General features: G+C 68.1%; 14 protein-coding genes. 5 read left to right on the plus strand and 9 right to left on the minus strand.

Annotation, left to right across the window (positions count from 1 at the left end; genetic code table 11):
* Window positions 1-20: 20 nt before the first annotated feature.
* The 3 genes from IXW21_RS04825 to IXW21_RS04835 all read right to left on the minus strand — a co-directional run bounded on the left by IXW21_RS04825 (window position 21) and on the right by IXW21_RS04835 (window position 4,122).
* On the minus strand, window positions 21-2,567 hold the full coding sequence (locus tag IXW21_RS04825; RefSeq protein WP_194763123.1) for a DEAD/DEAH box helicase: 2,547 nt from the start codon (window positions 2,565-2,567) through the stop codon (window positions 21-23).
* A gap of 127 nt (window positions 2,568-2,694) precedes the next feature.
* Window positions 2,695-3,408: a purine-nucleoside phosphorylase gene (gene deoD / locus IXW21_RS04830; RefSeq protein WP_194763124.1), complete on the minus strand. Its 714-nt coding sequence runs from the start codon at window positions 3,406-3,408 to the stop codon at window positions 2,695-2,697.
* Between the two features lie 45 nt (window positions 3,409-3,453).
* The gene (locus tag IXW21_RS04835) at window positions 3,454-4,122 is read right to left on the minus strand and encodes a DNA alkylation repair protein (protein ID WP_194763125.1); all 669 of its coding nucleotides are present in this window, start codon (window positions 4,120-4,122) and stop codon (window positions 3,454-3,456) included.
* Window positions 4,123-4,225: 103 nt separating this feature from the next.
* Here IXW21_RS04835 and IXW21_RS04840 point away from each other — a divergent pair, with 103 nt between their 5' ends.
* Entirely contained in the window at window positions 4,226-4,393 is a 168-nt protein-coding gene (locus IXW21_RS04840) for a hypothetical protein (protein WP_194763126.1), read from the plus strand.
* A gap of 15 nt (window positions 4,394-4,408) precedes the next feature.
* Here IXW21_RS04840 and IXW21_RS04845 read toward each other — a convergent pair whose 3' ends face one another.
* A complete protein-coding gene (locus IXW21_RS04845) occupies window positions 4,409-5,443 on the minus strand; it encodes an FUSC family protein (RefSeq protein ID WP_194763127.1) in 1,035 nt (344 codons plus the stop codon).
* Between the two features lie 130 nt (window positions 5,444-5,573).
* On the opposite strand from IXW21_RS04845, the gene IXW21_RS04850 reads away from it, so the two are divergent.
* The 4 genes from IXW21_RS04850 to IXW21_RS04865 all read left to right on the plus strand — a co-directional run bounded on the left by IXW21_RS04850 (window position 5,574) and on the right by IXW21_RS04865 (window position 9,742).
* Entirely contained in the window at window positions 5,574-6,029 is a 456-nt protein-coding gene (locus tag IXW21_RS04850; protein WP_194763128.1) for an SRPBCC family protein, read from the plus strand.
* 175 nt (window positions 6,030-6,204) lie between these two features.
* Complete coding sequence (locus IXW21_RS04855) at window positions 6,205-6,513, plus strand: hypothetical protein (protein WP_194763129.1); 309 nt, start codon at window positions 6,205-6,207, stop codon at window positions 6,511-6,513.
* 68 nt (window positions 6,514-6,581) lie between these two features.
* Window positions 6,582-9,461, plus strand: coding sequence for a helix-turn-helix transcriptional regulator (locus IXW21_RS04860; protein ID WP_194763130.1), 2,880 nt, complete (start codon window positions 6,582-6,584; stop codon window positions 9,459-9,461).
* Between the two features lie 77 nt (window positions 9,462-9,538).
* Window positions 9,539-9,742, plus strand: a complete 204-nt coding sequence (locus IXW21_RS04865; RefSeq protein ID WP_056310329.1) for a cold-shock protein — start codon at window positions 9,539-9,541, stop codon at window positions 9,740-9,742.
* A 199-nt stretch (window positions 9,743-9,941) separates the two neighbouring features.
* On the opposite strand, the gene IXW21_RS04870 is transcribed toward IXW21_RS04865, so the two are convergent.
* From IXW21_RS04870 to IXW21_RS04890, 5 genes are all read right to left on the minus strand, one after another.
* Window positions 9,942-10,718 carry a hypothetical protein gene (locus IXW21_RS04870; protein WP_194763131.1) on the minus strand — a complete coding sequence of 259 codons (777 nt, stop codon included), beginning with the start codon at window positions 10,716-10,718 and terminating at the stop codon, window positions 9,942-9,944.
* The gene (locus IXW21_RS04875) at window positions 10,715-11,389 is read right to left on the minus strand and encodes a hypothetical protein (protein ID WP_194763132.1); all 675 of its coding nucleotides are present in this window, start codon (window positions 11,387-11,389) and stop codon (window positions 10,715-10,717) included. The genes IXW21_RS04870 and IXW21_RS04875 overlap by 4 nt, the downstream gene beginning before the upstream one ends.
* A 103-nt stretch (window positions 11,390-11,492) precedes the next feature.
* Window positions 11,493-12,674, minus strand: coding sequence for a hypothetical protein (locus IXW21_RS04880; protein WP_194763133.1), 1,182 nt, complete (start codon window positions 12,672-12,674; stop codon window positions 11,493-11,495).
* Window positions 12,671-12,967, minus strand: coding sequence for a hypothetical protein (locus tag IXW21_RS04885; RefSeq protein WP_194763134.1), 297 nt, complete (start codon window positions 12,965-12,967; stop codon window positions 12,671-12,673). Before IXW21_RS04885 ends, IXW21_RS04880 begins: the two co-directional genes overlap by 4 nt.
* Window positions 12,964-13,251 (minus strand): SAV_915 family protein, encoded by a 288-nt coding sequence (locus IXW21_RS04890; RefSeq protein WP_194763135.1) that lies wholly within the window; start codon window positions 13,249-13,251, stop codon window positions 12,964-12,966. Before IXW21_RS04890 ends, IXW21_RS04885 begins: the two co-directional genes overlap by 4 nt.
* Window positions 13,252-13,276: the final 25 nt, after the last annotated feature.

Here is a 13,276-nt window from a genome sequence, read left to right on the forward strand (position 1 = left end):
TCGCCGAGCCAGGCGACGCGCTAGAGCCGATCCACTCCCGTGACGGTGACGACCGCGGCGCCCTCCTCGTCGGAGGCGGCGAGATCGACCGTGGCCGAGATGCCCCAGTCGTGGTCGCCGGCGGGGTCGTCGAGGATCTGGCGGACCGTCCACTCGGTGGCGCCTTCGGTGAGCAGCAGCAACTGCGAGCTGCGGGCGTTCGCTCCGGTGAGGATCTCGTCGTGATCAGCGAAGTAGCCGTCGAGCGCGTCAGACCAGGCATCCGCGCCGAAGGAGGGGTCGAGCTCGGCGAGGGACGCGACATCTTCGCGCGCCGCGAGTTGCACACGGCGGAACAGCTCGTTGCGCACGAGGGTGCGGAAGGCGCGCGTGTTCGACGTCAGGCGCTTGGGTGCCGGCGGGACGATCGGCTCCTCGTCGGGATCCTGCAGCACTCCGTTCATGAGTTCCTCCCACTCGTCGAGCAGGCTCGAGTCGACCTGGCGCACGAGTTCACCGAGCCATTCGATGAGGTCGCGCAGATCCTCGTCTTTCGCCTCTTCAGGAATCGTCTGCGAGGCCGCGCGATACGCGTCGGAGAGGTAACGGAGCACGACTCCTTCGGAGCGCGCGATCTTGTAGAAGGCGACATATTCCCCGAACGACATGGCCCGCTCGTACATGTCGCGCACGACGGACTTCGGATGCAGCTCGAAGTCGCGGATCCACGGCTGCGCCGCACTGAACGTCTCGAAGGCCGCGCTCAGCAGCTCGTCGAGGGGCTTCGGATACGTGACCTCTTCGAGCAGCTCCATGCGCTCGTCGTACTCGATCCCCTCGCGCTTCATGGCGGCGACCGCCTCGCCGCGTGCCTGGAACTCCTGCTGGCCGAGGATGGCCCGCGGGTCGTCGAGCGTCGACTCCACGATCGAGATCATGTCGAGGGCGTACGACCCGGTGCCCGCCGTCACGTGCTGGGTCCCTGTCCTGTCCGGGGTCCCTGAGCCTGTCGAAGGGTCGAGCAGCTCGAACGCGGCGAGGGCGAACGGAGACAGCGGCTGGTTCAGCGCGAAGTTCGGCTGCAGGTCGACCGTGAGGCGGATCTCGCCGTCTTCTGTCTGCTCCACGACACCCGACTCGAGCAGTGTCCGGTAGATGCCGATCGCGCGCAGAGCGAGCTCGCGCTGCCTCGTCCGGGGTTCGTGGTTGTCATATACCAGGGCGCGCATATTGCCGAAGACATCGCCGCCGCGACCGATCACGTTGAGCATCATCGCGCTCGTGATCTGCATGTGCGAGGTCAGTGTCTCTGGTTCGGCATCGATCAGTTTTCGGAACGACGGCTCGCCCCACGAGACGAAGCCGTCGGGCGCCTTCTTGCGCACGATCTTGCGCTTCTTCTTCGGATCATCGCCGGCCTTCTTGATCGCGGCGACGTTCTCGCTCTCGTGCTCCGGAGCCTGCGCGACGACGGTGCCCGCGGTGTCGAAGCCCGCCCGCCCCGCTCGGCCCGCGATCTGGTGGAACTCGCGGGCGCTGAGGTGGCGCATCCGCGTGCCGTCGAACTTCGTCAACGCCGTGAGCAGCACCGTGCGGATCGGCACGTTGATGCCGACGCCGAGAGTGTCGGTGCCGCAGATCACGCGCAGCAGGCCGCGCTGCGCGAGCTGTTCGACCAGGCGGCGGTACTTCGGCAGCATCCCGGCATGGTGAACCCCGATGCCGGCGCGGAGGAAGCGCGAGAGGGTCTTGCCGAACGCGGTCGTGAAGCGGAAGCCGCCGATGAGAGCTGCGATCTCGTCGCGCTGCTCACGCGTGGCGACCTTGGTGCTCGACAGCGCCTGGGCCCGCTCCATCGCGGCGGCCTGCGAGAAGTGCACGACATACACGGGGGCCTGTCTGGTGCTCAGCAGGTCGTCGATCGTCTCGTGGATCGGCGTCGTCTCGTAGAAGTAGTGCAGCGGCACCGGGCGTTCGACGCCGGTGACGGATGCCGTGTCCCGGCCGGTCCGGCGGGTGAGGTCGCTCGACAGCTGCGACACATCGCCGAGGGTCGCGGACATGAGGATGAACTGCGCCTGAGGCAGCTCGAGCAGCGGCACCTGCCACGCCCATCCGCGGTCGGGGTCGGCGTAGAAGTGGAACTCGTCCATGACGACCTGGTGCACCGCGGCATCCGTGCCCTGGCGCAGTGCGAGGTTCGCGAGGATCTCGGCCGTGCAGCAGATGATCGGAGCGTCCGCGTTGACCGAGGAGTCGCCCGTGATCATGCCGACGTTCGACGCGCCGAACACGTCGACGAGCGCGAAGAACTTCTCGCTCACCAGGGCCTTGATCGGGGCCGTGTAGAACGAGCGGCGGCCCTCGACGAGTGCGGCGAAGTGTGCGCCGACCGCGACGAGCGACTTTCCGGTGCCGGTGGGGGTCGACAGGATCAGGTTGTTGCCCGAGACGATCTCGATGACCGCCTCGTCCTGCGCGGGATAGAGGCTGATGCCGGTCGACTCGGCCCACTCGACGAACGCCGTGTACACGGCATCCGCATCGGATCCGTCGGTCAGTGTGGTCGGGTCGAGGATCGCAGGCATGGTCTGTCGATCATCCCACCTTCGGCACGGGCGAACCTCGTGCAGTACTCAGCAGGGAATCGTCCGATGCGGCCGAGATCACCGGATTCGAACGGTCAGCACGATCTCATGCTGAATTGTGAACGCGTCAGACCGACGTCGCGGCGCGCAGCGCGATGCGGATCATGTCGCCGAACGTCTGCTCGCGCTCCTGCGCGGTGGTCTCCTCGCCGGTGACGATGTGATCCGACACCGTGCAGATGGCCAGGGCGCGGCGCTCGTAGTAGGCGGCCAGGGTGTACAGGCCCGCCGCCTCCATCTCGACACCGAGCACGCCGTGCTTCACGAAGGGCTCGGTGAGCTCGGGGCGAGTGCTGTAGAACTGGTCGCTCGAGAAGAGCAGCCCCACGTGCACGGCCGAGTCCAGGGGCTCCGCCTCGCTCGCCTCGACCGCCGCACGCAGCAGGCCGAAGTCCGCGACGGGCGCGTAGTCGAGACCGTGGAAGCGCACGCGGTTGATGCCGGAATCCGTGCAGGCGCCGTTGGCGATGATGATGTCGCGCACCTTCAGCTTCTCGGTCAGCGCACCGCACGATCCGACGCGCACGATGGTCTGCACGCCGTACTCGTCGAACAGCTCGTTCGCGTAGATCGCCATCGACGGCTGGCCCATACCCGAACCCTGAACGGACACGCGGTGGCCCTCCCAGGTGCCGGTGTAGCCCAGCATCCCGCGGGTCTCGGAGTACAGCTCGGCACCGTCGAGGAAGGTCTCGGCGATCCACTTCGCCCGCAGCGGATCGCCGGGGAACAGGACGATGGGGGCGATCTGACCGGGCTCTGCGGCGATGTGCGTGCTCATGAATTCAGCGTACTGACGCCACTGATGAGGAACCGACGAGGATGCTCAGCCCTCGCGGCGCCGCACGATCTCGCCGATCCACGCCGGAGCGAAGGGCGAGGTGCAGCCCGGAGCGGTGGGATAGTCGGCCAGCACCTGCAGGCGCTCACCGATCTCCAGCGCCCTGGGGCGCAGCTCGGGGTGGAAGATGCCGATGTTCGCGAGCGTCTCGTTCATCGCCCACTGCAGGCGCTTCGGTGCATCCTTCAGATCGCGTTCGATCAGGTCTAGCAGGTGGTCGAGGTCGAGGCCTTTGGCGTCCTTCGCCACGCGGACGGTCGTGAGCGACCACGCCGCGGCGGAGACCGTCGGGTCGGAGTCGTCGAACCAGCGCAGACGCAGTTCTTCGGCGAGCGGCGACTTCTTGGCGACGTAGTTCACGAACCAATCGTTGACCTTCGGTGGTCGGGTCTCGCGCAGCATCGCATCGAGTTCGTCGGCGGTGAACTGCTTCGGTGTGCAGATGAGCAGGGCGAGCAGACGAGGGCCGGTCTCGCCCGTCGCCCACAGCTCCTTCGCGAGCGGCTGGTCCGTCTTGATGCGCTTCGCCACCCCGCGAAGCCGACTGAGGTTCATGCCGTGGTCGTCGCCGCGCTTCTCGTTCGCGGCGCGCATCGTGGGATCCTCGATGGCGGCCAGCTCGGCCAGCGCTTCAGCGACGGTGGTGTCAGACATGAGACCAGGGTAGGCCTCGGGGCTTGTCAAGGCCCGGGTCTGTTCGCGGGGACAGTCGTAATGTCTCACCCACGCAGTCCGAACATCGACGAGAGGAACGCGCATGAGCACCGACAGCAACGACATCAGCACCGAGCAGTCGCCCGCAACCGAGGAGAACGACAACCTCGGCGCCGAGGACAACAAGGGAGAGCCGCCCACGGTCGTCCCGTCCGATCCCGCATCCGACGATGACGGCGATGTGCTCGCCGACGACCCCGACGAGGACTGACACCGGGCCCGGCGCTCAGTCCTCGTCGACGAGCTCGCCGCGGATGCGCCGCAGGTCTTCCATGAGCGATCCGATCAGGATCCAGTGCGTCGATGCCGGCGGCCTGATCACGAGCGGTGCCGTGAGCGCGGGGATGGCCGAGGTCAGGGTGTCGGGCTCCGGCGCCACGTCGGCGATCTGCACGGCCAGTCGCACGTCGTGTCCGGCGCGGCGCAGCTGCTCGGCGATGGCGGCGACCGCCGGCTCCTGGCCGATCGAATCGTCGTAGTGGTCGAAGTAGGCGCGGGTCATGCCGATCGTCTGCGTGACGATCGGTGAGAGGCGTTCGAGCAGCGCGCGCATCTCGACGAGTTCTTCGCGATGCGTCGACCGTCGCGGGTTCAGGGTGAGCGACTCCTCACCGGCCTCGATCGCCGCCTCGGCCGCATCCTTCATCGGCCGCAGCAGCCGCGCCTCGAGCATCATCTCCTGCAGCCTGGCCGGGGTCTGCGGTTCGGGCAGGGCGTCGGCCAGCCGGTCGAGGCTCGCGGCGAGCTCCTTGCCGAGCATGCCGAGGTCGCGGCGAGCAGGGGCGACGAGCACCGGCGGCACGATCAGTGCATTCACGACGATGCCGATCGCCACGCCGATCAGGGTCTCGACGATGCGGGCGAGCGCGTAGTCGGGCGTCGATCCGAGCGCGAGCACGAGCATCGCGGAGATCGCGACCTGGTTGCCGGTGCCGGGCGTCGCCCGGAGCGCCCACGCGACGAGCATCGCGACGACGATCGCGAGCAGCACGATCCAGCTCGGCGATCCGAGCAGCAGGCCGAGCAGGACGGCGATCACGACGCCGACGATCACGCCGATGCTGCGCTCGAGCGCCTTCGACAGCGACTGGTTGACGCTCGGCTGCACCACGAGCAGTGCGGCGATCGCAGCGAACACCGGCAGCTGTCCCGGCACGACCCAGCCCGCGAGCAGCCACGCGGCGATCGTGGCGGCGGCGGACTTCACCACCTGCAGCAGGGGTGAGCGCTTCGAGGCGCGGATCGCGGCGTGGATGCGCATGTCGTCAACGCTACTCGGGTGGCGTTCACCGGAAGCGCCCGCGTTCGACCGAGATGTCAACCCCGTCGCCAACGTTCTCGACCGGGCGCTGAATGGGATGACACGAACGACGAGCAGTGAGGAGCATCCTATGGTGCAGATCATCGAGACCATCGACGTCCACGTTCCCATCGACGTCGCCTACAACCAGTGGACCCAGTTCGAGAGCTTCCCCCAGTTCCTCGACGAGGTCGAGTCGATCGTCCAGATCGACGACACGCACAACAGGTGGACCGTGAAGGTCGGCGGCGCGACGCGTGAGTTCGACGCCGAGATCACCGAGCAGCACCCCGACGAGCGCATCGCCTGGAACAGCCTGGGCGGCGACACCGAGCACGCGGGAGTCGTGACCTTCCACAGGATCGAAGACCTCACGACCCGCGTGACCGTGCAGATCGACTGGGAGCCCGAGGGGCTTCTCGAGAAGGTCGGCGCACTCGTGGGTGCGGGATCGCACGCGGTCAAGAAGGATCTGAAGAACTTCAAGGAGTTCATCGAGAAGCACGGTGCCGAGACCGGCGCCTGGCGCGGTGACGTGAAGGCCTGACACTCGTCAGGCGAGAGGTCCGAACGGCGGTCGTCCCCGTCGCCGTTCGGGCCTCGTTCCGTGTGCGGGGCGAACGCGCGAGTAGGTCGTCGAGCGCACGAAGATAGGGCATCCGCCCGATGTTCCTCGGGCACCTCAGAGCGGAGTGTGGAGACATTCCGACAGAGGAGATGTCATGTACGAACACCCCTATCTCGCCTACACGGTGAGCGAGCACGACCAGGAGCAGATCCGGCAGGCCGCCGACCGCCGGTTCTTCCTCGAAGAGCACGCCGATCAGATCGTCCCGCGGGCCGCGGGTCCGATCCGCCGGCTCGGGCAGCGGATGCGGCGCGCGCTCACCGGTGCTCGCGGCACCGACACCGGCGCCGGCGCGCGGTCTGTCGCGCTCGGCGCGCGTTCGGCTGATATGCGCGGGCCGGATGCGTCCGCTGCCGCGGTGAGGCGCCCGCCGGCCGGGTGCGAACCGGCCCCGATTCGGTGAGTTCCACTCCGCCGACGACGGAGGCAGAGACCGCCCCGGATGTCGGAGGGGAGTGGGACGATGAGTCCATGCCCCCGTCTGCTCCGAGCACCGTGATGGTCGGCCGTGAGTCCGAGCTCGCGATCGTGCGCGGACTCTTCGGGCGGGCCGTCGATGGCACGCCCACGGCGGTGCTCGTCGAGGGTGAGGCCGGCATCGGCAAGTCCCGGCTGCTGCGCGAGTTCGGCGACGAGATCGCCGCCCGCGCCGACGTCCACGTCGGGTGGTGCCTCGACCTCGGCGCATCGCGCACGCCCTTCGGGCCGCTCACCGGCATCCTGCGATCGATCGTGGCGCGCCTGGGGGCAGATCGTGTGCGCGAGGAACTCGGGGTCGGGGTCGAGGCGCTGGGCATGCTCCTTCCTGAGCTCAACCCGACCGAGCGCTCTCAGACCAGCCCCGACCGGCTGCGCGACGCGATCGCGGCCCTCATCGAGGCCGCCGCCGAGCACGCACCACAGGTACTCGTCGTCGAAGATCTGCACTGGGCCGACGAATCGACCCTCGCGCTCCTCTCTTTTCTTCTGCGCGCGCTGGCCCACGGTCGCATCCTCCTCGTCCTCACCTGCCGTAGCGACGACGTGCGCCGCGGCGACGCCGTGAGCCGCTTCATCGGCGAATCCACCCGCGGCCGTCTGCTCGAACGGGTCGCGGTCGAGCGGCTCGAGGCGTCGGCCGTCCGAGAGCTCGCCGAGTCGATCACGGGTGAGACTCTCAGCGATGCCGCGCTCGACCGCATCCACGAACGGGCAGAGGGTGTGCCGTTCTTCGTCGAGGAGCTGGCCGGATGCTCGGCAGGACCGCTGCCCGGGTCCCTGCGCGACCTGCTGCTGGCTCGGTTCGACCGCCTCGCAGACGACGCGAGACGCGTGGTGCAGGTGATGTCGGGCGCCGAGCGGCCACTGTCGCACCCCCTCGTCGCGCAGCTCGCAGGGCTGCCCGAGGATCGACTCGACGACGGCATCCGCGAGGCCACGCTCAGCGGCATCCTCGTGGTGGTCGACGACGACTATCGCTTCCGCCATGCCCTGCTGCGCGAAGCGGTGCATGACGACCTGCTCCCCGGTGCGAGAGCGCGCCTGCATCGCGCCTACGCCGAGGCCCTCGAGGCGAATGACCACGACGGCGCGGATCCGGCTGCGCTCGCGTACCACTGGCAGCTCGCGCAGGACGCCCGGCGGGCGCTCGCCGCCGCCGTCACCGCGATGCTCGACGCCAAGTCGCGCTTCGCCTTCGCGAGCGCGGCGCGCTTCGGCGAGCTTGCGCTCGACCTGTGGATCCAGGTGCCCGACGCGGCGAGCATCGTCGGCGTCGAGCGATTCGAGCTGCTGCGCACCCTCGGTTCGGTGCTGCGCAACGCCGGCGACGGAGAGCGGGCGCTCGCCGTGGTCACGCTCGCACTCGGCGAGGTCGACCCCGAGACGGTCGACCCGCGCATGCACGCGCGGCTGCTGCGCGACAGGGCCTACTACCTGATGAATCTCGGCCGCGCCGGATCCATCCCGCTGCTCGAGCAGGCGCTGGCCACCCTCGAGGGGCGGGTCGCCGACGATCGTCTGCGGGCATCCATCCTCAACCAGCTGGCCAGCAGGCACATGATCGCGGGACGCCTCCAGACGGCGATCGCGCTGGCCACGGAGGCGGGGGAGCATGCCGAGCGTGCAGGCTCCGACGACGAGCAGTCGATCGCTGCGAACGTGCGCGGCGGTGCCCTGGCCCACCTCGGCGATCTCGAGGCAGGACACCGGGAGTACGCGCTGGCGCTGCGCCTGGCGAAGGGCACGAACGCCGAGATGCGGTATCGGGTCAACTACTCCGACCTGCTCGGGCTGCTGGGGCGCTATGACGATGCGATCCGCGTCGCCGAAGACGGCTTGGCTCCGGCCCGAGCCTTCGGCGTCGAACGCACGACCGGCGCACTGATGACACAGAACATGGCGGTGCCGCTGCTCGAGCGGGGTGAGGTCGAGCAGGTCGAGGAGATCCTGGCGCGCGAGCTCGCGCAGCGCACCCTGCGCATCTCGCACATGTACTCGACGATGACCCGCGTGCGGGTGCTGGCCTGGCGGGGCCGTCATGAAGAGGCCGCCGAGATCCTGCGCGAATGGCGCCCATCGTTCGAGGAGACCGGTCGGGTCGAGCGGCAGATCTGGTACGACGAGGTCATGATGCGCGTGGCGGTCGCCGCGGGCCGCGGCGACCTGGCGCATGCGCTCGACGAGGTGAGACGGATGCTCGCCGATGACGGGCCGGTGTTCCTGCACCAGCGGCGCCTGCTGCTCGAGGCGGCGTGGATGATCGCCGAACTCCGGGCCTCGGGGTCCGACGTCGGCGACGCGATCGGCGAGGTGCGCGGTGCCTGGCTCGGACAGCCCACCCCGCTGCTCGGTGACGCCTGGGGGTCGATCCTCGAGGCCTTCCTCGCGCCGTCGATCCCGGGCCTGCAGGCAGCCGTCGCCCTCGCCGACCACGACGACGTTCCCGTGACCTTTCGTGTGACCACCCGTCTCGCTCTCGCGCGGCTGCTCGTCGACGCCGGAGATCGCGCGGCTGCCACCCCCGTGCTCGCCGCAGCGCTTCGCGAGGCCGAACGCCTCGGACACGTGCCGCTGACGCGGTTGGTCGGGGCGTTCTCCGCGGCGTCCGGCCTCGCTCCGGCATCCGTCTCCGAGCATTCCACCGCCGGTTCCGTCCCGCTCACCGCACGTGAGCGGCAGGTGCTCGCGCTGATCGCCGAGGGGCTGAGCAACCGGCAGATCGGCGAGCGGCTCTTCATCAGCACGAAGACGGTCAGCGTTCATGTGTCTGCCGTTCTGCGCAAACTTGGTGTCGGCACGCGCACAGAAGCGGCCGTGATCCAGAAGAAGTCGGAGTTCATGGCCAACGGTCAGCCCGCCGTGGTACGTTGAGCGAGCGCGTATGTCGGACGTTCCGACACGGCGTGGGCCGCGCAAGCGGCCGTTTGAAAACAGAAAGTAGAAAACACATGGCCACTGGCACTGTGAAATGGTTCAACGCGGAAAAGGGCTTCGGCTTCATCGCTCCCGATGACGGCACGGACGACCTTTTCGCCCACTACTCGGCAATCGCCGGCTCCGGTTTCAAGGAGCTCCGCGAGAACCAGAAGGTCGAATTCGACGCTGAGCGTGGCCCCAAGGGCATGCAGGCGGCGAACATCCGCGCTCTCTGAGCGCGCGCTGACTTCCTGAAGCCGGCCGGATCCTCACGGATCCGGCCGGCTTTCTTTGTGCCCCGGGTCTTCGTGCGGCGCGACAGGCGCGGGCGGGTCAGTTCCGCATTCGCGTTCGATGTGAGGTCGATTCCGCACCCGATTAGCCGGTCGGGGGTGCGCAACCGACCCCGCTGGGCGGCAGGGCTCGTCGAGGTGCTCAGTCGTGCGCCGGGGCGGAGCGCTCGGGGCCAGGGGGTTCGGTTCCATCGGGTGCCGCATCGAGCAGCAGGTCGCCGAGGATCACGTCGCCGATACGTCCACGAGCGACGGGATGCTGCGCGCACCGGTTGATCAGCTCGACCAAGACGGTGTGATCCGTGCGCTGCAGGCGGGTGTCGAGCACAAGCGTGTCTCCCGAGGACAGCGTCAGGGTGAGGCGCTTCCGGTCGCCGACCACGCTGGCAATCGCATCCCACTCCAGAGCGCGGCGGGGAAAGAGCGGTGCGGCGGCAGTCAGTGCTCGCGCGTCGAACAGCAGATCGACCGAGCGCAGCGCGGCGATCAGGCGCCAGAGCGCATACCCGACACCGACGAGCGCGAGCGCGGCGCTCAGGTTGTACGACAGGCGTCGGCTGAGCCCCTCGGCAGCGGCCATCCAGGCATACAGCGTGAGCGGAATCGCGCTGACGACGAGAAGAACTGCGGCATAGATGCCGGCCTTCCGGTGCGAGGGAGCCGAGATCGCTCCGGACGATGTGCGCACATGGACACCGCCGGAAATCGACGGTTCGCCGACTGCCAGAGCCCACAGCAGCGCCATGATCACGAAGCAACCGCCGAGCAGCGCCTTGATGACGGCCTCGTTCTCGAAGCTGACGGCGAGGAGGGCGACGGCGCCGAGCCCGTAAAGAGGCACCCTGAACCCTCTCGTCGAGGTGAAGGACGGCCGGTGAGAGGCCAGCCGGTCGATCGTCGTCTCGCGCAGGATGCTCATCGTGATCTCCGTGCTCGAGCGGTCGGGGGATCGCCGGGGAACGAGCCGTGTGGTGCAGCCTCGGCGAGCAGGTCGTCGAGCACCGCATCGCCGATGCGTGCGCGGGCCCCGGGAAAAGCGCTGCATCGATCGACGAGCGCGCGCAGCACTTGTGGATCCGAGGCCTGGTGTCCGATGGGGAACGACGCCTCTGTGCCGTCTGACAGCAGGAGCACGAGGCTCGTGTCGGTGCCGGTCGTGAGCTCGATCTCGTCCCACGAGATCAGGCGCGACCTGCGCACCGGAGAGGAGAGGTGGACGCCCTCGGCGTCGAGTCGGAGGTCAGTCGAAGTCACTGCTGCGATCAGACGCCACGCGGCGAAGAAGAAGCAGCCGACGGCGATGAGGAAGATACCGCTGGTGCGTCGGGGAAGGTCTCCCGGGGCGGCGAGCGTGAAGGCATATGCGAGGCCGGTCGCCGCGGCGACGAGCAGAAGCGCGAGGAGCCAGATGATGAGGAGTCGTCGGGAGCGGGCGGTGATCGTTCCGCTCGCGGTGAGCACCTCGACCTGTCCGGGATGGTTCGAGGGGCGCAAGGCGCCGGCCGCCAGTGCCGCCATGGCAACCAGCCCGATCACCAGCACGACACCGAAGGGGTTGTCTCCGGTCGCGACGACCACAGCAGCCGCCACCAGCAAGAGTATGAGGAGTGACAGCTTCATCACGTCTGTCCGCCACTGCCGCCGGCGCGCGTTCGCGTACTGCGCCACCACGACAACGCGCCGACGCCGACTTTCAGTCACTGTGGCTCAGGGTCTCGGAGACGTCGTAGAACCAGTCGCCCACGGATTCGCCCATGTCGCCCGCGATGATGAACCCATCGGCGACGAACTCGTAGATCCCTTCCTTCCACGTGGGCGCGACTGTCCCCCACACCTCGGAGGCGGCCCAGCCCACGAGGGCCGCACCGCCGGCTCCGAGTCCCACAGACGCGATGGCGGGGAATGCGAGCATGGCGGCGACCTCCGCTCCCACGACGCCACCGAGCGCGCCTCCCGCCCATTCGACCGCGACGTCGAGCGGGGCCTCCCCTTCGGCGATGTCCCAGACACCGAAGACGACGTCGCCGGCGGGTCCGGTGACCTCCAACACCCTGCGACCATTGGTGAGGAACTCCGAGAAGGTCTCGAAGTCGTCGCCCCTGGCGTTGAACGTGTCAGGGAGTCCCGCCGCGAGTTTCTCCTGAAGTCGTGCTCGCAGCGCGGGATCGTTCGTGACTCCCGACTTGCGCACCATCTCCGATGCCAGATCGTGGTAGTCCTTCGCATCGGCTTGCAGTCTGGCGATTCTGCTCGTCCAGTCGATGTCGAGATAGGTGGCGCCCCCATCGAGGATGGTGCTGGCGCCCTCGCGAAGCGTCGCGCGTATCTCCTCGGCGCTGACGGTGTCGGATATGCCGGCGGCCAGGGCGACGAGGTTCTCGGAGATCCAGATCTCGTGGTCCGCGTGCCAGTCGACCACGTCACGTTGCATACGTCCATAGTCCCGCTCGAGCCGCTGGTGGAGCTGCCAGTCATCCCAAGACGGATCGTCGGTCGTCTGCGGCACCGCGCCCACCCAGACCGAGCGGAAGACCTCGTCGCCGACCACGCGAAGACCGATCTCCTGCGCGTGCTGCAGATAGCCGTCGAAGTGCTCGCGCATCCGTTCGATCCTGCCGGCGAACACGTGCATCGCCTCGGCGAAGGGGCCCGCTATCTCGGTGATCTCCCTGGCTGCCTGCACCAGGTCGAAGGAGATATCGATGAATGCCGTCGCTGACGCGCCCTGCCAATAGGTCGAGGTGTTGATCGCGTCGTCACCGCTGACGAGGTCGCCCTCCGATGCCGCCTTCTCGGCGGAATGGCGCATCCACTCCGCGGCGCCGCGGATCGCGGCGGGGTCACCGCCGACGCGGATCGCGAAGCTGGCGGTCACAGCGGTCCCACCGCATCCGCGATCTTCTGCAGCTCCGCTGCGGTCGTCTCTTCGTTGGTGATCGTCTCCGCAGCGACGTCTCGAAGAATCCCGGCGATCATCATGTAGCTCGATCCGAAAGGCTCGAGCATCGACGTGAGGCGGGCGATGACGTCGGCGATGGGTATCGAGCCTTCGCCTCCGTCGACGGCGGCGGGGAACGTGCTGAGAGCCGTCTTCGTCAGTTCCACGACTTCCTCGAGTTGCGCCGCGTTGGCGTCGAGTCGCTCGGAGTCGACATCGATCCGGCTCATGCGGCACTGCCCGAGGTGCGGGACCCCGCGATCTGCGGGTCGATGAGGACCCGCGAGACGTTTCGGCTCGCCGCTTGCCGTTCGAGGTCGGCGATACGGACGAGCATCCATGGCTGGGCCGAGCCCAGCTCACGATGAAGCCGATCGAGCGCGGAGTATGCGGCGATAGCCAGCTGTCCGTTCCGAAGCCGCCTCAGTTCGATCTGTGCTCGGCTCTCTTCATCGATGCTGCCGATGGGTACATAGACGACCGGCGGTATCGCGTTTCCAGCGACGTATTCCATGAGTTCCCCCTCAGGCTCAGATCGA

The organism is Microbacterium sp. UFMG61 (assembly GCF_015354505.1).
In the GTDB taxonomy this organism is placed as follows: domain Bacteria; phylum Actinomycetota; class Actinomycetes; order Actinomycetales; family Microbacteriaceae; genus Microbacterium.